This window comes from Leifsonia sp. NPDC056824 (assembly GCF_042789575.1).
In the GTDB taxonomy this organism is placed as follows: domain Bacteria; phylum Actinomycetota; class Actinomycetes; order Actinomycetales; family Microbacteriaceae; genus Leifsonia.
In genome coordinates this window covers 1-16,978 of sequence record NZ_JBHUAV010000008.1, presented here as the reverse complement: position 1 = coordinate 16,978, position 16,978 = coordinate 1, and the positions used below count along the sequence as shown (strand labels likewise).

Sequence of the window (16,978 nt, the reverse complement as noted above, 5' to 3'; positions counted from 1 at the left end):
CGGTCGTGCGCTGAGCCGAGGCCACCTCAGACGGCGGCCGCCGTCCGCAGCGCCGCGCCGATCGTGCGGCCCCACTCGCGGGCGTCAGCGAGCTGTCCCGCCTCCAGCACGCTGTCCTTGTCGACGAGGAAGCTGTGCTTGGCGAGCAGACGGTGGGACCCGAGCCTGCGCAGACGCTTGTCGATGGCTGCGGCAGCCGAGCCGCTGAAGAGCTCCGTCATATCGGCGCGGGTGTCGAACGCGGCGAACCGCGCAGGTATGTCGCCGCACGTCTCCAGCCACTCGCGCACGCCGATGCCCTCGGCGTCGGGTTCGACGGTGAGCCGACGCTCGGGGTCGTCTCCCCACGTCGCCGCCTCCACCCGAGTCGACGGCCGGCTCAGGGAGTGCACATGCGTGGGCGCGCCGATGAGGAGCAGGTCGCTGTCCGGGAAGACCTCCGGAGCGTCCTTCACCTTCATGACGGTCACCGACGCGAACGGTCGGAGCCCTTCCGCGATGGCCTCGGCGACCCGGCGGGTGCTCCCGAACATGGACTCGTAGACGATGGCTGCGCGAGCAGCCGGTGTGGTGTCGTTCATGCCGCCACCCTCGCGCGCGTGGCGCGCGGCAGGCAGGGCCGAAGGTCACGCGGGACTTTCGGCACTGGGGCACAGCCGTCCGGGTTGCGAGACTCGTCGCGTTCCCTGAGAGCTGGAGGATGCGATGACCGAGACGATCATGGTCGGGGTCGACGGCAGGGCCGAACACCGGGCGGCGCTGAAGTGGGCGACGCGTCGCGCGGTCCGCGACGGCTCCCGGTTGGAGCTCGTCTTCGTGCTCGAGCATTCCTGGGGCGACGACGCGGACGGCCCGAGCGACCTGCTCGTGCTCGCGGCGAAGTCCCTGCTGGCGACGGAGCGGGAGGCCGCACTGCGCATCGCAGAGGAGCCCTCGACGCGCGTGCCCGCACTGACCGGTCCCGAGCCCGCGCCGATGTGGCGGCGTCCCGGCCTCGAGGTGGGGACGCGCTATCTGTACGGGCATGTGGGCGCCGAGCTGACGGCGGCCTCCCGCGGCGCAGACCTCCTGGTGGTGGGCACCCGCTCGCGTTCGGAGCGGAACCGCGGCTTCGCCGGCTCGCTGCACCTCCGCGTCGCTTCGACCGCGGCCTGTTCGGTCGCCGTCGTTCCGCACGGTTGGGCCGGGTCGGGGGTGGGCGTCGTGGCGGGTGTGGACGGCAAGGCGCCTTCAGAGCCGGCCGTCGCGTTCGCCGCGGACGAGGCGGCAGCGCTCGGCGAACTCCTGCGCCTGGTCTGCGTCGGCTACACCGCGAACCCGCTGTTCGCAGGCCTGGTCCCCGAGGTGTCCCTCGACGACCGGAGGCGGCGGATCGTGGAGGCGGCGGCGGAGAGCGCACGCGAACGCCACCCCGACATCGACGTCCGCGCCGACGCGATCGAGGCGGCGCCCGCCCGAGGATTAGTCGAGGCGGCGCACGGCAGCAGCATGTTGGTCGTAGGAACCCGCGATCGCCACGGCGCGAAGCGCGTCATGCTCGGCTCGGTCGGCCACGACGTGCTGCTGAACGTCCGCGTCCCCGTCGTGATCGCGCGAGCGCACCGCGAGGGCGAGTGATCGGCCGTGGTCGTCCACCTGAATCGCCACGGCACCTGAGATCCAGCCCGCAGCCTCACCCCTGCTAGTCCCCGGCCCCGTATTGGCAGTCGCGGATGTCGGAGCCTTCCGCGGAGTTCTTGTCCCCTTCGACCCCGGGGAACCACCATCCGACATTCTCGTATGCGGGTACCCCGCCGCAGGAGCCGAGGTTGCTGGCGATTACTACGGCTGGGGTCTCGCGGCAATCGGCGACGCCTTGGTTGGGGCCTACGTAGCATGCGGTTCCGTACCCGTATGCCGTTGGGTCTCCCCAGTTGATCCAGGTGATGCCACGGACTTCACCGGTCGGGTCACCACCTTGGTAGATGCGGGCGGGCTGGGCTGTTCCGAAGCCCTCGACACCCTCGGTTGAGCTGAACGCGCTCGGTGTTGCCAGGACTGGCTCTGTCCCGGCGGGCAAGGCGGTCGCGGTCGGCGTCGCGGTGGGTTCCGGGGTGGATGTCACGGTCACGGTCACGGTCGGTGTTGGCTGCGCGGCGTCCGGCGCGGTTGGCTGCGGTGTGCAGGCGGCAAGCCCGCTGATCAGCAGCACGCCGGTGGCTACAGTCACGGGGAGACGAACACGCGCGGTCCGGGCCAACATGGAATGCAAAAGTAGCAGGAACCCAATAGCTGAGTCCACCTCAGCTTTGGTGGAGGCGAGCGCCCGCCGTGTGGGCGCCGCACCTGAGATTCAGCTCCGCGGTCTCACCCCTGAACGTGGTGCCCGAACGCGAACCCGAGCGCCATCCACACGATCAGGCTGACGATCGGCGCCGCGCCCGCGAGCACGATGGCGACGATGCCGTTGCGGCGGCCGCGGTTCTGGGCGACCGCCACGATTCCCTGGGTGAGGGCCCAGATGCCGAACACCGAGCCGAGGAGCATCTGGATGCCGAACCAGCCCTGGTCCGGGTGCAGGTTGAAACCGGCGCTCGATCCCGTGCTGTAGGTGCGGAGGGTCGTCCCGAACAGGCCCTGCAGCACGGAGGCCAGCACCGACAGGCTGATCACGCAGATCGCCATGATCATCGCGACCCGGCCCAGTTTCGGCGACTTCGGTGCGGAGGGCGGCGGCGCCGGCGCGAACAGCTGTGCCGGCGCGGGGGTCTCAGGGTTGTCGTTCATCTCTTCCTCCACATCGAGTTCGCCCGGCGGCTCACGCCGTCGTCGCCGTCGCGGCGGCGTCCGCGTTGGTCCCGCCGTTCACCGGCGTCGCGCCGAACACCAGCAGCACCGCGAGCACGCACCCCAGCAGTGCTCCGCCGCCCAGGCAGATGCCCCAGATCGCCCGCGCCCGCCCGACGTGCGGCGCCAGGCGCCCCGCGCGGATCAGCGCAGGGATGCCGAAGCCGACGGACAGGCCGACGCCGACCAGGACCAGCAGGGCGAGGAGTGGGTCGATGCCGCCGCCGGTGGCGAGCGCCAGCACGACGACCGCGACGGCGACCACGCCGGCGGCGAGCGACGCGGTGGCGAAGCCGTTGGTCGGGGGAGGGCCGTCGACCGGCGCGGAGGGCGCCAGTGGGCGGACCGCGTCCGTCCAGCGGAGGCCGTCCCACCAGCGCTGGAACCGGGTGTCGGCGTCGGGGTACCAGCCGGGCGGCGGCAACTGGCTCATCGGGCTCCTCGATCGGGGTGCACCGACACTATCGTCCGGCGGCCCCGCATCGGAGGATCCTCAGCCTGAAGGACCCGTTCTGGGGGTAGTCACAGGCTCCCGTTCACCCACCGGTAGCCCCGGCCGGGCACAATCGTTCGACCGGGATAGCGGCACGGGGGTTCCGCAGACCGAAGGTCACTCCATGATGCGGGTGACGGTGCGGCCGGTCTCACCCACAGGACCGGGTGAGACCGGCCGCACCTCTCTGTTCGAGACCCGAACGTCGACCCCGGTCAGCTCCCCAGCCCGACACGGTCCACCCGGCGGTGGTAGCGCATGCCGGCGACGCCGCCGAGCACAGCGCCCGCGAGGCTCACGATCGCCACGGCGACCGCGGTGATGATGCCGGTCGCGGTGACCGTGCCCTCGTCCAGCGGGATGCGCGGGAAGCCGTTGATGCTGCCCAGGATGTTGTACTGGGCGCCGAGGATGAGGGTGAGGATGGCGACCACGACTGCGATGATGATCGCCCAGATCCACACCGCGAGGCCCTGGCGGGCACCGTCGAAGCGCGACATCCGGCCGGCGACGTAGCCGCCGCAGTAGTACGCGACGAACGCGATCACGACGAGCGCGATCGCTCCGACGACGCCGATCGTCGCGGCGTTCTTGTTGGCTTCGCTCGCGGCGGCGTTCCCGCTGCCGCCCGACGCGCCGAGCCCGACCGCCGCGCCGGCCGCGGCGACCAGAGCGGTCAGGATGACCGCCATGCCGGTCGCGGTGAGCCAGCCGAAGAAGGCCGCGCCGAACTTCATGCCGCCGAACTCGCTGCGCTCACGGGCGACCACGTTCTCGCGGAGGGTGCGGTTGCCGTCGACCCGGAGGGCCTCGTCCGTCTCCTCCTGGGTGTCGCTCGGGTAGCGGGCGGCACGCGGGTACTCGTCCACCGGCTCCTCGTCGAGGGATCGGTCGTCCACCCGGCGGTCGTCAACGCGCCGGGTGGGTGCCGGGTCGTCGATGCCGTCCTCCACCGGCTCACCCGCCGCCCGGTGTGCGCCTGCGCTTGTCGCCGTCGCGTCGGCGGGCGTCGCGTCGTACGCCCGGGTTCCCGGCTCGTACGCGCGGGTCTCCGTCGGTTCGTCCGCTGGGGGTCTACGGTCCGTCATCTCGCTGCCTCCTCCACTTTCACCCGCCGGTGCGGCGCGTGAACTGCCGCGGCGGACGCTAGCCGCGTTCCGGCCCTCGGGGAAGGACCTTGATCCGGTCGGAGATCGGGGGTAGGCGCGTACAATCGGAGCCACTTCAGCAGGAGGCCGGCAGGAGGGAGGCGCCCGATGGGGTGGTTCGCCAAGACGCGCCGTGCCGACACCGTCGCGCTCACCGAGGACGGCCTGAGCGCCCTGACCCTGCTGGCCGTGCTGGAGGAGGCGGTGACCCACCTCCCCGCCGCCGAGAGCCTCCTGGAGCGGTGCGCACTGGCCGGAGCGCCGGGTCACCCGGTCGGGGTGCGGCCGGCCGGCCGCCGGCTCGGGGTGGCGGACGCGCGCCAGGGCCTCCGGTTGCGGATCGCGTTCACCCAGCTCTCGCGCTGGCTCGACGGGATGACCTGCGAGCCGGACCAGGAACCGCTCCGCGCGGACGCCTCCCGGCTGCTGCGGTTCTACCTTCTGATGGTGACCTACGCGCTGGATGCCGCGTTCACGCCGCCGGCGCGGCAGCACATCGCGATCCGTGGCGGGCACGGCGGCGCGGCTGGACGGCTGGTCGAGCTGCGCGACCTGGCGCGGGCGGCGGCGGAGTAGAGCGAGGCGCGGCCCGTCGAGCTCGGCGCGCGCTTCTCCGCGTGCGTGCCCGGCCCGCGATCGTCGGCGCCGCTACTCCATCGATGCTGACAGTGACACGTCTGACCGCAGAAACGTGTGATCTTATAAGCTATGATTTTCAATCATCAACTTTTCGATCATCGAAACTCGGACGATCTGGGGGATGGGTTGCACCCTGCCGATCCCCACAAGGAAACACATGCACCACTCTCCGAAAGACTCATGCGATCGCCGGGGGGACCCCTTCGATCACTACCTGGGATCGGCTGCGACTCGATACTTCGGGGAGGGCTTCCGCCATGTCGAGCACCGCATCACCCATCTGGACGTCGATGCGAACCGTGGTGCGATTCACGCCGTGGCGACCGCGACGGTGGAATCCGTCGTGCAGTGTGGTGACGAGTCCGTCAGCCGCTTCCGTGCAGGAGTCGGGCCGCTTTCCGTCGTCATGTCGGTGCAGCACCCGCACGTCCACAGGCCGGTTCCACCCCAGGATTGGCCCTCAGCAGTCTTTGACCCTGCCCACCGTATCTACGGCGATCTGCACAAGGTAGCCCGCATCCGGACGTCTGCGGTGCGCGTCGAGGACGGGCTCTGCACGGCCACCATCGAACGGACCACGGTGGGTGATGCGCCCGTTGTGGGTATGGAAAGCGCGTATGGTTCCTCGGCGCATGTGATCGGCATGGTCGTTCTGGTCGCGCAGATGGCTCAGGTGTTGCTCTCTTCGATGGACGGCCTGAGCCGTGAAGAGTTCGAAACGCTGTGGATGCGACGGATCAGCATCACGGTTCGCGGCCCGGTTCGCCAAGCGGTCGCCCCGCTCGACGTGAGAGTGCGCGCCCAGAGAGCCAAAATCGTGGATATGCGCTCGGCCGGGCGATGGCGAATCTCGGATTTCGCGCTCGAAGAACTCTGCGGGGTGTCTGGCATCGCGTCTGTGGCTCATCGGATCGGTAGCCCGACTCTCGTGCCTGAGGCGGTCCTCGGTTGAGACGGCACGAGCACCTCGCATCGCTGAAGTTCAAGGGTGAGGGGATCCACCTCGCTATCTCCGGCACCTATTCCACGGGGAAGAGCACGACCACCGAGGCGCTGTCGATAGCGACGGGCATTCCCCGAACCCACGCACTGACCTCTCGGGAGATACTGCTCGATCTGGTCCCGGGTAAGCAGGTCAAGAACTCACCGCGTCCGAGCTCACCGCGCTCGGGCTGCGACGCCTCGAAGAACGCATCCACAATGAAGCCGGCGCAGGTGCATTCATCTCCGATGGCTCCGTCATCCACGAATGGGTCTACGGGCAAGCGCGCTTGCAGGTCGGAATCAACCCCGGCGCCAACTGGGTCAAAAAGGCGTTGAAGAACATCGCGGGGATGCCGGTGAAACGGTTCTACGTCGACTATATGGAAGCCTACGGGTCCATCACCAAAGCACGAGCCAGGCGTATCTACGACGCGTATGTCCACCTGCCGGTCGAGTTCGACGTGCGAGCTGACGGACATCGCCCCGTTTCAGAGCCGTTCCGCCGCCTGTCCGACGACCTCCTACTGGCCACAGTCAAGGAAATCGGACTGCCTTACATGATCGCCAGTGGCAGCGTCGAAGAACGCGTCAGTGACATCGTCGAGGCCTTCTCCCTCCCGACCGTCGTGCCGATCGACGATGCGGTCGTGGCGGCCGAAGAACGCGTCGCCGAAGCGACCCGATTCCTGGAAGAGGACGACAGATTTCACGACGCCCGTCGCAAGAAGAGCCTCGGCCAGAGAGTCCGGTACGCCTTCCGGTATTAGCCAGTCCGGCTGTATTCACCCCTCCAACACGAAGAGAGCTATCCACATGTCCCAATCAGAGACCGTGAAACACACACCCGACAGTCCCGATGTGCCAGGCCAGAAGGTCGCAGGCCGGGGATGGGTGCTCTTGGCTGTGGCCATCGCAACCTTCCTCCTCATGCTCGACCTGACGGTTGTGAACGTCGCGCTGCCGAATATCCAGCGTTCCCTCGACGCGAGCTTCTCAGAACTGCAGTGGGTGCTCGACTCCTACGCGCTGGGACTTGCGGTGCTCGTACTCGCGTCGGGCACACTCGGTGATCGATTCGGTCGGAAGCGCATCTTCGTTGTCGGCCTCATCACCTTCACCGTCGCGTCGCTACTGTGCGGGATCGCGCCCAGCGTCGAGGTCCTGATCTCGGCTCGCGCTCTGCAAGGCATCGCCGGCGCGGCGCTGTTCGCGATCGGTCCGGCGATCCTCGGCGCCGCGTACACGGGCAAGGACCGAGGCTTCGCATTCGGTGTGTTCGGTGCCGTCTCGGGAATCGCGATCGCCTTCGGCCCGCTCATCGGCGGCGCGCTCACCGAGAATGCGAGCTGGCACTGGATCTTCCTCATGAACGTTCCGCTCGGCATCATCGCGCTCCTGCTCACCGCAGCAAGAATGAAGGAGTCCCGAGCGGCAAGCAGCACGCGGCTGGATGTCGGCGGTCTCATCAGCTTCTCGTTCGCCATCACCGCTCTCGTGTTCGCGCTCATGCGTGCCCAGGAGGTCGGGTGGGACAGCAGCGAAGTCATCGCATACTTCATCGCCTCCGCGGTGCTGTTCGCTGTGTTCCTCCTGATCGAGTGGCGGATGCGGGATCGAGCGATGGTCGACCTGCGCCTGTTCCGCACACCGACGATGTTCTCGTTCTCGATCGTGACTCTCATCACCGGGGCCACCGTGATGGCCTCGCTCTTCCTCCTCATCGCCTACGTGCAGAATGCGTGGAACTTCACAGCCTGGGAGACCGGCGTACGATTCCTCCCGCTCACCCTCACGCTGACCGTCGCCGCGGCGATTGCCGGCGGACTGACCACCAAACTTCCACCGAATCTGCTGTTCGGCTTCTCCCTGACGTTCATCGCGACCGGTCTGTTCTTGACGCGACTCGCCACGTCGGACGCGGACTCATGGACCAGCCTGCTGCCCAGCATGATCTTCATCGGGCTCGGCATGGGATTGTTCAACCCGCCACGCGCGTCTCTGTCCATCGTGGTCGTCGAGCCGTCGAAGTCCGGCATGGGCTCCGGGATCAGCGAGACCTTCCAGCAGGTCGGCGTCGCGCTCGGGATCGCGGCGCTGGGCACCCTCTTCACCGAGCACGTCAAATCCGCGTTCCTTAATAGCGAAGTCGCCGGGACGCTCGGTGATCACGCGAGCGATGTCGCCGAACAGGTGTCCACAGGTACTGCTGCATCTGCAGGACAATCGATCCCGGCTGCACTTCAACAGCAGATCATCGATGCGGCAGCTCAGGCCTCCACCGATGGGCTCCACTTCGCAATGACCGTGGCAGCATGGGTTGCCGCCTGTGGCGCTGTCCTCGGCTTCACGCTCATCCGTCGCAAGGACCTGTTCCAGAAACTGCAGTAGCACTGGGCCGGTCTGCGATGCCCTGCCGCGCCAACCGGCCGGCAGGGCATCGCGGTGATGGCGAGCCTAGATCTCTCCGGGCGAACCGCACTCGATGACCTCTGGCCACCGTCCGGCGAGCGCACGCTCCAGATACTTCCGCAGGTTCCCAGCCTCTGAATCAGACAGGCTTGACAGAAACTCCTGCTCGATCTTCTGCATGTCATCGAGGAGCACGACCAGAACGTCTCGTCCGAGCTTCGTGATGTTCACGACGTAGCGGCGTTTGTCGAGCGGGTTGCGGCGGCGTTCGACGTGTCCGTCCGTTTCCATCTCATCAATGAGCGACCCGAGGATACCGGCATCAATGCCGATCATCTGGGAAAGATCGTGCTGCGATAGATCCGGAGTGTCGTTCAGAGCCGCAAGGACGTAGAAATGACGCACCCTGGTGCCGCGCGCTTCGAGCGCTCGCTCCGCGTGAGCCAGGAGAATCGCGCCGGACTTCTGAAGCAGGAATCCCGTCATGGACGTGAGGGGGAGCATCTGAGTCGCCTCCGCCGAATTCGCACGCGGCACGCCAGTCTCCCGTCATCAACGCTTCAACGATGGGGTCTCCAACCGTTGCCCCTCAAGGATACCGACGGCCCGGCGACCGAGGATTCGACCGTCCTCAGCGCCCCCTGCGCCTCCGCAGCCCGAACCCGATCAGCACCCCGCCGCCGATCGCGACGAGCACCCCGGCGCCACGGACGGCCCACTGCACGTCGCCCGTCGCGGCGTCGACCAGGAGTGGACCGGCGAGCCCCACCACGACGAGCAGGACGCCGACGATGAAGAACCACGGCGACCCGTTCGTCCGTTCGACCATGTCTCGAGCCTACCGGCGGCCGGTCGCCGTGAGCCGCGTCGTCACGCACGGCGGGATTGCAGCGAACCCCGGTAGCGTTGAGCACAGTATGCGCACCGACACCCTCGACACTGTCCGGCTCCGCTCGGACTTCCCGATCCTCTCCCGCGAGGTGAACGGGCACCCCTTCGTCTACCTCGACTCCGGCGCCACCTCGCAGAAGCCCCGCCAGGTGCTCGACGCCGAACGCGACTTCGCCGAGCGGTTCACGTCCGCCGTGCACCGCGGCGCCCACACCGTCGCCGGGGAGGCCACCGAGCTGTTCGAGGACGCCCGCACCCGCGTGGCCCGCTTCGTCGGCGCCCGCCCCGAGCAGCTGGTCTGGACCTCCAACGCCACCGAGGGGCTCAACCTCCTCGCCTATGGGATGTCGAACGCGTCCGCCGGCCGCGGCGGCGCAGCGGCGGAACGGTTCCGGGTCGGCCCCGGCGACGAGCTGGTCGTCACGGAGGCCGAGCACCACGCCAACCTCATCCCGTGGCAGGAGCTGGCCGCGCGCACCGGCGCGACCCTCCGTGTGATCGGGCTGACCGACGACGGGCTGCTCCGGCTCGACCAGGCGGCCGAGCTGATCGGGCCGCGCACCAAGGTCGTCGCGTTCACCCATGTCTCCAACGTGCTCGGCGCGATCAACCCGGTCGCCGAGCTCGTTGCGCTCGCGCACGCGCAGGGCGCGCTCGCCGTGCTCGACGCCTGCCAGTCCGTGCCGCACCTCGCCGTGGACCTCCCGGCGCTCGACGTCGACTTCGCCGTGTTCTCCGGCCACAAGATGCTTGGCCCGACGGGCGTCGGCGGCTTGTACGGCCGCACCGAGCTGCTCGACGCGCTGCCGCCGTTCCTCACCGGCGGCTCCATGATCACCACCGTGACGCTCGACCACGCCGAGTACCTCCCCGCGCCGCAGCGCTTCGAGGCGGGCACCCAGCGGGTGTCGCAGGCGGTCGCGCTGGCCGCCGCGGTCGACTACCTCGACGCGGTCGGGATGCCGGCGATCGAGGCGCACGAGGCGGAGCTGGGCGCGCGCATGCTCGCCGGGCTCGCGGCGATCCCCGGCGTGCGGGTCCTCGGCCCCGGCGCCGACGTCGAACGGGTTGGCCTCGCCAGCTTCGTCGTGGACGGCATCCACGCGCACGACGTCGGCCAGTTCCTGGACGACCGCGGCATCGCGGTGCGCGTCGGCCACCACTGCGCGCAGCCGGTGCACCGCCGGTTCGGCGTCACGGCCTCCACCCGGATCAGCGCATACCTCTACAACACGGCGGACGAGGTGGATGCCGCCGTGGCGGCCGTCGCCGACGCGCGCGACTTCTTCGGAGTGATCGACCGATGAGCGACCTGCAGAACCTGTACCAGCAGGTCATCCTCGACCACGCGCGCGAGAAGCACGGCTACGGCCTGCGCGAGGACGCCGCGGCGAGCTCGCACCAGTACAACCCGACCTGCGGCGACGAGGTCACGGTGGGCGTGCACCCCGACGCGGACGGCCGCATCCACGCGATCAGCTGGGAGGGCCACGGCTGCTCGATCTCGACCGCGTCGGCCTCGCTGCTCAGCGACCTGGTGCACGACACCGGCCGTGCGGACCTGGCGGCGTCGATCGCGGCGTTCCGGGAGCTGATGCAGTCCAAGGGCGCCCTGGAGGGCGACGAGGAGCTGCTGGGCGACGCTGTCGCGCTGGCCGGAGTCTCCCGCTACGTCACCCGCGTGAAGTGCGCGATGCTCCCCTGGGTAGCCCTCGAGGACGCCCTCCTCAAGTCCGCCTGACCGCCGAGGGGCACGTCGTTGTCACTTTTCGCGCCCGAAAGTGACAACGACGTGCCCTTCGGCGGAGGGGTAGGAGGGGTTACGGGACGGGGGCGAGGTCGACCTCGTCGGCGATGGCCTCCAGGGCGGAGGGCAGCGTCGGGAAAGTGGTGCCGTAGACGAGGCCGGAGGGGCCGGCGGCTGTCCAGGTCTGCTGCTTCTTCGCGACCTTGCCGACCAGGTAGCGCCGGTGGCCGCCGAGCGCCTGCCGCTGCGCGATCGGGAGCGTCAGCGGGAACGCGTAGACGTCGCCGCGCGGGCTGACCACCAGTTCCCAGCGGGCGCGGCCCGGGTTGAACTTGCTCGTGAAGATGCGCGACATGATGGCCTTTTGTACCCTGCCGCCGCCTCCACTCGCCAGGAAGATGACGACCTGTTGCGCCGAGCGCACGTCACGCGGCGTCACACGCCCGCCGTCAGTCGCCGAGTCCCTCCAGGAAACCCCGGGTCGGCACGAAGAACGTCGTCCCCGTCTTCGCGGTCGAGAAGTCCAGGATGCGGTCGTGGCTGCCGGGAGGGTCGCCGATGAACATCCGCTCCAGCATCCGCTCGATCACCCGCAGCTCGCGCGAGTAGCCGATGAAGTACGTGCCGAACTCGCCGTGGCCCGGCCTCCCGAACGGCATGTTGTCGCGGAGGATGTCGTGCTCGACCCCGTCCTCGTCGGTGATCGTGTTGAGGGTCTTGTGCGCCTTCTGGCCGTGTTCGACGTCGGGCAGCTCGATGTTCTCCACCTTCGTGCGGCCGATCACGCCCTCCTGCGCGGGGACGGGCAGCCGGTTCCAGGTGGCGAGGTCGTGCAGGTACTTCTGCACGACGACGTAGCTGCCGCCCGCGTGCGCCGGGTCCTCATCTCCCACGATGGCGGCGGCCGCCATGTCGCCGCCGGTGGGGTTGGCCGTGCCGTCGACGAAGCCGAGGAGGTCGCGCGCGTCGAAGTAGCGGAACCCGACGACCTCGTCCACCACCGTCACCGCGTCGCCGAGGGCGTCCAGGAGCTGCCGCTCGAACTCGAAGCAGAAGTCGCCGCGCTCGGCCCGGATGTGGAACAGCAGGTCGCCCGGGGTGGAGACCGCCGTGTGCACAGCGCCGCGGATCTCCGCGAACGGGTGCAACTCGGCGGGCGGCGCGGCGTCGGTCAGCCTGCTCCAGAACGACGCGCCCACGCCGATGTTGCACGACAGGTGCGCGCCCAGGTCGCGGAAGCCCACCGCCTTGACGATGTCGGAGATGTTCGCCACCACATCCCGCGCGATCGCGACGGCGTCGGGGGTGTCGGCGACCGTCACGACGAGGAAGACGGCCGCGCTGGAGAGCGGCGCATCGACGCTCTGCGGCTCGATCGGGACGCGCTGCCAGGGGTGATCGCCTGTGGAGTTCGCCATGCGCACACTCTGCCGGAATCGCGCTCTCCGCGGTAGGTCCGCCCGGGTTGCCGCACGCGGTTTCACCCGCTCTCGATTCGCGGTCGCCGCAAGCACCCTGATAGCGTCGAGGAGCCTCGTGCGCCGAACGACTCGGCGCGGGCGAGGTGAACCAGCCCGCGATCAGGGCCGTGTGGCCGCACCGGTGGCCCGGCCCGGATCGTACGGTCGGCTGGCGTGGGCGCACCCCGATGGTCGCGCCAGCGACGGTGATTCGCGCGGAAGGCCCGCGCTCGAGTCATGCTGCCGTCGCCGCGCGCCGTCGGCCCGGGCGCGACCAGAGTGCGCGTGTCCACCAGACGCGAATCGCGCACCGCGGAGAGACACGTTGTGAGCACCACGATCGCCGTCGAGGCGAGGAACATCTTCAAAGTCTTCGGACGCAAACCCCAGGAGGCCGTGCGCCGGCTGCGGCAGGGCGCGAGCAGGAAGGACGTCGCCGGGCTCGGGACGGCCGCCGTCATCGACGCGGGCCTGACCGTCCGGCGCGGCGAGATCTTCGTCGTGATGGGGCTGTCCGGCTCGGGCAAGTCCACCCTGATCCGCATCCTGAACGGGCTCCTGGAGCCGACGGCGGGCGAGGTGGAGATCATGGGCACGACGATCACCGGCCTCGCCGGGGCGAAGCTCCGCGCCGTCCGGCAGCAGCATGTCTCGATGGTGTTCCAGCACTTCGCCCTGCTGCCGCACCGCACGGTCCTGGACAACATCGCCTACGGCCTGGAGGTGCGCGGGATGTCCGCCGCCGAGCGCCGCGAGCGTGCGGCCGAGGTGCTGGAGCTGGTCGGGCTCGGCGGCTGGGGCGACAAGCTCCCCGGCGAGCTCTCCGGCGGGATGCAGCAGCGCGTCGGCCTCGGCCGCGCGCTCGCCGCCGACACCGACGTGCTGCTGATGGACGAGGCGTTCTCGGCGCTCGACCCGCTGATCCGGCGCGAGATGCAGGAGCAGCTCCTCGAGCTGCAGAGCTCGCTCGGCAAGACCATCGTCTTCATCACCCACGACCTCAACGAGGCCATGTTCCTCGGCGACCGGATCGCCGTGATGCGGGACGGCCGGATCGTCCAGACCGGCACGCCGGAGGAGATCCTCACCGACCCCGCCAACGACTACGTCGCCAGCTTCGTGCAGGACGTCGACCGCGCCCGCGTGCTGACCGCCGCGAGCGTCATGGAGCCGGCCCGCGCGCTGGTCACCGTCGCGGGCGGACCGCGCGCGGCGATGCGGACCATGCGCGACCTCCAGACCTCCGCCGCGTTCGTCGTCGGCCAGGGCCGGCGGCTGCTCGGGGCGGTGCGCGACCGGGACGTGATGCGCCAGGTGCGCGACGGGCAGGGCGACCTGACCGAGGCGATCGACGAGAACATCGCGACGGTGTCCCGCGACGAGGTGCTCAGCGAGCTGGTGGAGCCCTCCGTCGGCAGCGACCTCCCGCTCGCCGTGGTGGACGGTGAGCGCCGCCTGCTCGGCGTGATCCCGCGGGTCACCCTGCTCGCGGCGCTCGGGAACGTGTCCAGCGACACCACCGAGATCCCGGTCGTCGTCGAGCCTCGTGCCACCGTTCCGGTGGACGCGATGACGCTGGCCCTGCGCGAGTCCGCCGGGGGCGACCCCATCCCGGTCGTCGCCGACCCGGTCCTCGCCGACGAGGCGGAGGTGGTCGCGTGAACACCGCCCACCTGATCCCGCTCGGCGAGTGGGCGACCGCGGTCGTCGACTTCGTCACCACCACCTTCGGCGGCCTGTTCGACGTCATCCGCATCGTCTTCACGGGGATGTACGACGGCGTCGACTGGGCGCTGCAGACGCCGCCGTTCTGGGGCGTCATCCTCATCGTCGCGATCCTCGCGGTCTGGCTGCGCGGCTGGGTGTTCGGTGCGGGCACCGTGCTCGGCCTGCTGCTCATCGCCGGGATCGGCCAGTGGCCGAACGCGATGGACACCCTCGCGCTCGTGCTGGTCTCCTCGGCCATCGCGATCGCGCTGAGCGTCCCTCTCGGCATCCTCGCTGCGCGCTCGCGCGTCGCGTCGGCGATCATCCGGCCGGTGCTCGACTTCATGCAGACGATGCCGGCGTTCGTATACCTGATCCCGGCGCTCATCCTGTTCCGGGTGGGCGTGGTTCCCGGCATGGTCGCGACCATCGTGTTCGCGATGGCCCCCGGCGTGCGACTCACCGAGCTCGGCATCCGCGGCGTCGACACCGAGCTGGTGGAGGCCGGACGCGCGTTCGGCTCGCCGCCGCGGCGCATCCTGCGCCAGATCCAGCTGCCGCTCGCCATGCCGTCGATCCTCGCCGGCATCAACCAGGTCATCATGCTGTCGCTCTCGATGGTCGTCATCGCCGGTATGGTCGGCGGCGGAGGCCTCGGCCGCGACATCGTCCAGGCGCTCAGCCGCGTGGATGTCGGGCTCGGCTTCGAGGCGGGCATCGCCGTGGTCATCCTGGCGATCGTGCTCGATCGGCTCACCGCCGCCGTCGGCAAGGCCAAGCTGCGGATGCCGAAGCGCGCGCTCGCGGTGCTCGGCGCCGGCCTGCTCGTCGTGATCGGCGGGACGGCCGTGACCGCGGCCTCCACAGCGGGCGGCGCCAAGGGCGATGTGAAGGTCGCCGTGTTCAACGGCTGGCCCGAGGGCGAGGCGGCGTCGTACCTGTGGAAGCACGTCCTGGAGCGCGAGGGCTACCAGGTGCAGTTCGAGTACGCCGACGCCGGGCCGGCGTTCGCCGGGCTCAGCACCGGCGACTACGACGTCGCGTTCGACGGCTGGCTGCCGACCACGCACGCGCAGTACATGAAGACGTACGGCGCGCACCTCACCGACCTCGGCGCCTGGAACAACGAGGCCAAGCTGACCATCGCGGTCAACAAGGACGCGCCGATCGACTCGCTCGACCAGCTCGCGTCGCACGCCTCCGACTTCGGAAACCGGCTGGTCGGCATCGAGCCGGGCGCCGGGCTCACCGAGGCCACCCAGAAGAAGGTCATCCCGGAGTACGGGCTGGGGAAGATGAACTACGTCACGTCGTCCACGCCCGCGATGCTCGCCGAGCTGTCCAGTGCGATGAAGAAGCACGACAACATCGCCGTGACCCTGTGGCGCCCGCACTGGGCGTACGACCAGTGGAACCTGAAGGACCTCAAGGACCCGAAGAACACGCTGGGCGCGGCGGAGTCCATCCACTCGATCGCGAGCAAGGACTTCCCAAAGAAGTTCCCGCAGATCAGCAAATGGGTGAAGAAGTTCAAGATGAAGTCGGACATGCTCTACTCGCTCGAGAACGCGATGTACAACGGCAAGGCCGACTCCAGCCAGTACGACGGCATCGTCGAGAAGTGGATGAACGCGCACTCCGCGTACGTCGACTCGCTCACGAAGTAGGACGCGCCGGGAGGGCATCCGTCCAGCGCCTACGCTGGAGGGATGACCCTCCCCGCCGGCGACACCGTCGTCACCTACCCCGACGGCGACCTCGCCTCCACCGGAACCGTGCTGCACGTCGAGCCTCTCGCCGACGGCCGCAGCGCGGTGATCCTCGACCGCACCGCCTTCCACGCGGTCGACCCGGTCTGGCCGGACCAGCCCGCCGACACCGGCACGCTGACCGTCGGAGGTCGCAGCATCCCGGTCGTCTGCGCGGTCGTCGGCGCGACCGACGGGACGACGCTGCACATCGGCGACGCCCCTGTGCGCACCGGGACCGAGGGCTGGTCGTTCCTGGTCTGCCACCTGGTGGAGGACGCGTCAGGCGTCGAGCCCGGCGCCTCGGCCGAGGTGGCGGTCGACGCCGAGAGGCGCCTGGGTCTGTCCCTGGGGCACACGGCCTGCCACCTGGCATCCCTGGCGCTGGACGAGGCGCTCTCCGGTCTCTGGACGAAGGAGGTCCCGCTCGACGGGCGCGGCCGGCCGGCGTTCGACCAGCTCGCCATCGCCTCCTCGCGCATCCTCCCGGACGGGTCGGTCGACGAGTACCGCATCGGCAAGAGCCTGCGGAAGAAGGGCTTCGCGGCCGCCGAACTCCCCGGCGTGCTCGACGAGGTGACCGACGCCGCCAACGCGCGGCTGGCCGGGTGGGTGGCCGCAGGGGCCGGCGTGGCCATCGCGATCGAGCGGGACGGCGACGGACTGGGGGAGCGCAGGCGCTGGCGCGCTGAGCTGCCGGACGGCGTTGTGGTCATCCCCTGTGGAGGCACGCACCTGCACTCGCTGGCCGAGGTCGCGGCCATCCGCGTGGAGCTCGACTACGACGCGGACGCGGCCTCCCTCACCATGCGAACCACCGCCGTCCCGGTCTAACAGCCGCCGAGGGGCACGTAAACGCCCCTAAAACGCGGTTTTAGGGGCGTTTACGTGCCCCTCGGCGGAGTCAGTGGGGGAGTAGCGGCAGG

Annotated in this window: 18 protein-coding genes and 1 pseudogene; 10 read left to right on the top strand and 9 right to left on the bottom strand. The window is 69.5% G+C overall.

What is annotated here, in order from left to right:
* Nucleotides 1-26: 26 nt before the first annotated feature.
* Nucleotides 27-581 carry a flavodoxin family protein gene (locus ACFRFH_RS19460; protein ID WP_382464639.1) on the bottom strand — a complete coding sequence of 185 codons (555 nt, stop codon included), beginning with the start codon at nt 579-581 and terminating at the stop codon, nt 27-29.
* Nucleotides 582-705: 124 nt separating this feature from the next.
* Between ACFRFH_RS19460 and ACFRFH_RS19455 the strand changes: the two genes are divergently transcribed.
* Nucleotides 706-1,617 (top strand): universal stress protein, encoded by a 912-nt coding sequence (locus tag ACFRFH_RS19455; RefSeq protein ID WP_382464638.1) that lies wholly within the window; start codon nt 706-708, stop codon nt 1,615-1,617.
* Nucleotides 1,618-1,681: 64 nt separating this feature from the next.
* Here the strand turns inward: ACFRFH_RS19455 and ACFRFH_RS19450 are convergent, their stop codons facing one another.
* The 4 genes from ACFRFH_RS19450 to ACFRFH_RS19435 all read right to left on the bottom strand — a co-directional run bounded on the left by ACFRFH_RS19450 (nt 1,682) and on the right by ACFRFH_RS19435 (nt 4,407).
* Nucleotides 1,682-2,209: a hypothetical protein gene (locus tag ACFRFH_RS19450; RefSeq protein ID WP_382464637.1), complete on the bottom strand. Its 528-nt coding sequence runs from the start codon at nt 2,207-2,209 to the stop codon at nt 1,682-1,684.
* 137 nt (nt 2,210-2,346) lie between these two features.
* On the bottom strand, nt 2,347-2,766 hold the full coding sequence (locus tag ACFRFH_RS19445; RefSeq protein ID WP_382464636.1) for a hypothetical protein: 420 nt from the start codon (nt 2,764-2,766) through the stop codon (nt 2,347-2,349).
* A 31-nt stretch (nt 2,767-2,797) separates the two neighbouring features.
* Nucleotides 2,798-3,259, bottom strand: a complete 462-nt coding sequence (locus ACFRFH_RS19440) for a DUF2510 domain-containing protein (RefSeq protein ID WP_382464635.1) — start codon at nt 3,257-3,259, stop codon at nt 2,798-2,800.
* Between the two features lie 275 nt (nt 3,260-3,534).
* Nucleotides 3,535-4,407 (bottom strand): hypothetical protein, encoded by an 873-nt coding sequence (locus ACFRFH_RS19435; protein ID WP_382464634.1) that lies wholly within the window; start codon nt 4,405-4,407, stop codon nt 3,535-3,537.
* Nucleotides 4,408-4,575: 168 nt separating this feature from the next.
* Here ACFRFH_RS19435 and ACFRFH_RS19430 point away from each other — a divergent pair, with 168 nt between their 5' ends.
* From ACFRFH_RS19430 to ACFRFH_RS19415, 4 genes and pseudogenes are all read left to right on the top strand, one after another.
* Nucleotides 4,576-5,043 carry a hypothetical protein gene (locus ACFRFH_RS19430; protein WP_382464633.1) on the top strand — a complete coding sequence of 156 codons (468 nt, stop codon included), beginning with the start codon at nt 4,576-4,578 and terminating at the stop codon, nt 5,041-5,043.
* A gap of 184 nt (nt 5,044-5,227) precedes the next feature.
* Complete coding sequence (locus ACFRFH_RS19425; protein ID WP_382464632.1) at nt 5,228-6,058, top strand: AvrD family protein; 831 nt, start codon at nt 5,228-5,230, stop codon at nt 6,056-6,058.
* A 220-nt stretch (nt 6,059-6,278) separates the two neighbouring features.
* A pseudogene (locus tag ACFRFH_RS19420) lies at nt 6,279-6,665 on the top strand (AAA family ATPase); the annotation flags it as partial.
* A 64-nt stretch (nt 6,666-6,729) separates the two neighbouring features.
* On the top strand, nt 6,730-8,478 hold the full coding sequence (locus tag ACFRFH_RS19415; protein ID WP_382464631.1) for an MFS transporter: 1,749 nt from the start codon (nt 6,730-6,732) through the stop codon (nt 8,476-8,478).
* 66 nt (nt 8,479-8,544) lie between these two features.
* On the opposite strand, the gene ACFRFH_RS19410 is transcribed toward ACFRFH_RS19415, so the two are convergent.
* Together ACFRFH_RS19410 and ACFRFH_RS19405 are read right to left on the bottom strand one after the other, a co-directional pair.
* Nucleotides 8,545-9,003, bottom strand: coding sequence for a MarR family winged helix-turn-helix transcriptional regulator (locus ACFRFH_RS19410; RefSeq protein WP_382464630.1), 459 nt, complete (start codon nt 9,001-9,003; stop codon nt 8,545-8,547).
* Between the two features lie 127 nt (nt 9,004-9,130).
* A complete protein-coding gene (locus tag ACFRFH_RS19405) occupies nt 9,131-9,328 on the bottom strand; it encodes a hypothetical protein (protein ID WP_382464629.1) in 198 nt (65 codons plus the stop codon).
* An 88-nt stretch (nt 9,329-9,416) separates the two neighbouring features.
* Between ACFRFH_RS19405 and ACFRFH_RS19400 the strand changes: the two genes are divergently transcribed.
* Together ACFRFH_RS19400 and sufU are read left to right on the top strand one after the other, a co-directional pair.
* Nucleotides 9,417-10,697, top strand: a complete 1,281-nt coding sequence (locus ACFRFH_RS19400) for a SufS family cysteine desulfurase (RefSeq protein WP_382464628.1) — start codon at nt 9,417-9,419, stop codon at nt 10,695-10,697.
* The gene (gene sufU / locus ACFRFH_RS19395) at nt 10,694-11,131 is read left to right on the top strand and encodes a Fe-S cluster assembly sulfur transfer protein SufU (protein WP_382464627.1); all 438 of its coding nucleotides are present in this window, start codon (nt 10,694-10,696) and stop codon (nt 11,129-11,131) included. Before ACFRFH_RS19400 ends, sufU begins: the two co-directional genes overlap by 4 nt.
* A 79-nt stretch (nt 11,132-11,210) precedes the next feature.
* On the opposite strand, the gene ACFRFH_RS19390 is transcribed toward sufU, so the two are convergent.
* Both ACFRFH_RS19390 and ACFRFH_RS19385 read right to left on the bottom strand, forming a co-directional pair.
* Nucleotides 11,211-11,576, bottom strand: coding sequence for a hypothetical protein (locus ACFRFH_RS19390; RefSeq protein WP_382464626.1), 366 nt, complete (start codon nt 11,574-11,576; stop codon nt 11,211-11,213).
* A 10-nt stretch (nt 11,577-11,586) separates the two neighbouring features.
* Entirely contained in the window at nt 11,587-12,555 is a 969-nt protein-coding gene (locus ACFRFH_RS19385; RefSeq protein ID WP_382464625.1) for a Dyp-type peroxidase, read from the bottom strand.
* Between the two features lie 369 nt (nt 12,556-12,924).
* Here ACFRFH_RS19385 and ACFRFH_RS19380 point away from each other — a divergent pair, with 369 nt between their 5' ends.
* From ACFRFH_RS19380 to ACFRFH_RS19370, 3 genes are read left to right on the top strand one after another with little or no spacing between them, the layout of a single operon-like run.
* Entirely contained in the window at nt 12,925-14,259 is a 1,335-nt protein-coding gene (locus ACFRFH_RS19380) for a glycine betaine/L-proline ABC transporter ATP-binding protein (protein ID WP_382464624.1), read from the top strand.
* Entirely contained in the window at nt 14,256-15,971 is a 1,716-nt protein-coding gene (locus ACFRFH_RS19375; protein ID WP_382464623.1) for an ABC transporter permease/substrate binding protein, read from the top strand. Before ACFRFH_RS19380 ends, ACFRFH_RS19375 begins: the two co-directional genes overlap by 4 nt.
* Before the next feature lie 42 nt (nt 15,972-16,013).
* On the top strand, nt 16,014-16,886 hold the full coding sequence (locus tag ACFRFH_RS19370) for a metal-dependent hydrolase (RefSeq protein ID WP_382464622.1): 873 nt from the start codon (nt 16,014-16,016) through the stop codon (nt 16,884-16,886).
* Nucleotides 16,887-16,978: the final 92 nt, after the last annotated feature.

Coding starts and splice junctions, on each gene's coding strand:
- ACFRFH_RS19460 (WP_382464639.1), bottom strand. CDS start 581: ATGAACGACACCACACCGGCTGCTCGCGCAGCCATCGTCTACGAGTCC.
- ACFRFH_RS19455 (WP_382464638.1), top strand. CDS start 706: ATGACCGAGACGATCATGGTCGGGGTCGACGGCAGGGCCGAACACCGG.
- ACFRFH_RS19445 (WP_382464636.1), bottom strand. CDS start 2,766: ATGAACGACAACCCTGAGACCCCCGCGCCGGCACAGCTGTTCGCGCCG.
- ACFRFH_RS19440 (WP_382464635.1), bottom strand. CDS start 3,259: ATGAGCCAGTTGCCGCCGCCCGGCTGGTACCCCGACGCCGACACCCGG.
- ACFRFH_RS19435 (WP_382464634.1), bottom strand. CDS start 4,407: ATGACGGACCGTAGACCCCCAGCGGACGAACCGACGGAGACCCGCGCG.
- ACFRFH_RS19430 (WP_382464633.1), top strand. CDS start 4,576: ATGGGGTGGTTCGCCAAGACGCGCCGTGCCGACACCGTCGCGCTCACC.
- ACFRFH_RS19425 (WP_382464632.1), top strand. CDS start 5,228: ATGGGTTGCACCCTGCCGATCCCCACAAGGAAACACATGCACCACTCT.
- ACFRFH_RS19415 (WP_382464631.1), top strand. CDS start 6,730: ATGCGGTCGTGGCGGCCGAAGAACGCGTCGCCGAAGCGACCCGATTCC.
- ACFRFH_RS19410 (WP_382464630.1), bottom strand. CDS start 9,003: ATGCTCCCCCTCACGTCCATGACGGGATTCCTGCTTCAGAAGTCCGGC.
- ACFRFH_RS19405 (WP_382464629.1), bottom strand. CDS start 9,328: ATGGTCGAACGGACGAACGGGTCGCCGTGGTTCTTCATCGTCGGCGTC.
- ACFRFH_RS19400 (WP_382464628.1), top strand. CDS start 9,417: ATGCGCACCGACACCCTCGACACTGTCCGGCTCCGCTCGGACTTCCCG.
- sufU (WP_382464627.1), top strand. CDS start 10,694: ATGAGCGACCTGCAGAACCTGTACCAGCAGGTCATCCTCGACCACGCG.
- ACFRFH_RS19385 (WP_382464625.1), bottom strand. CDS start 12,555: ATGGCGAACTCCACAGGCGATCACCCCTGGCAGCGCGTCCCGATCGAG.
- ACFRFH_RS19370 (WP_382464622.1), top strand. CDS start 16,014: ATGACCCTCCCCGCCGGCGACACCGTCGTCACCTACCCCGACGGCGAC.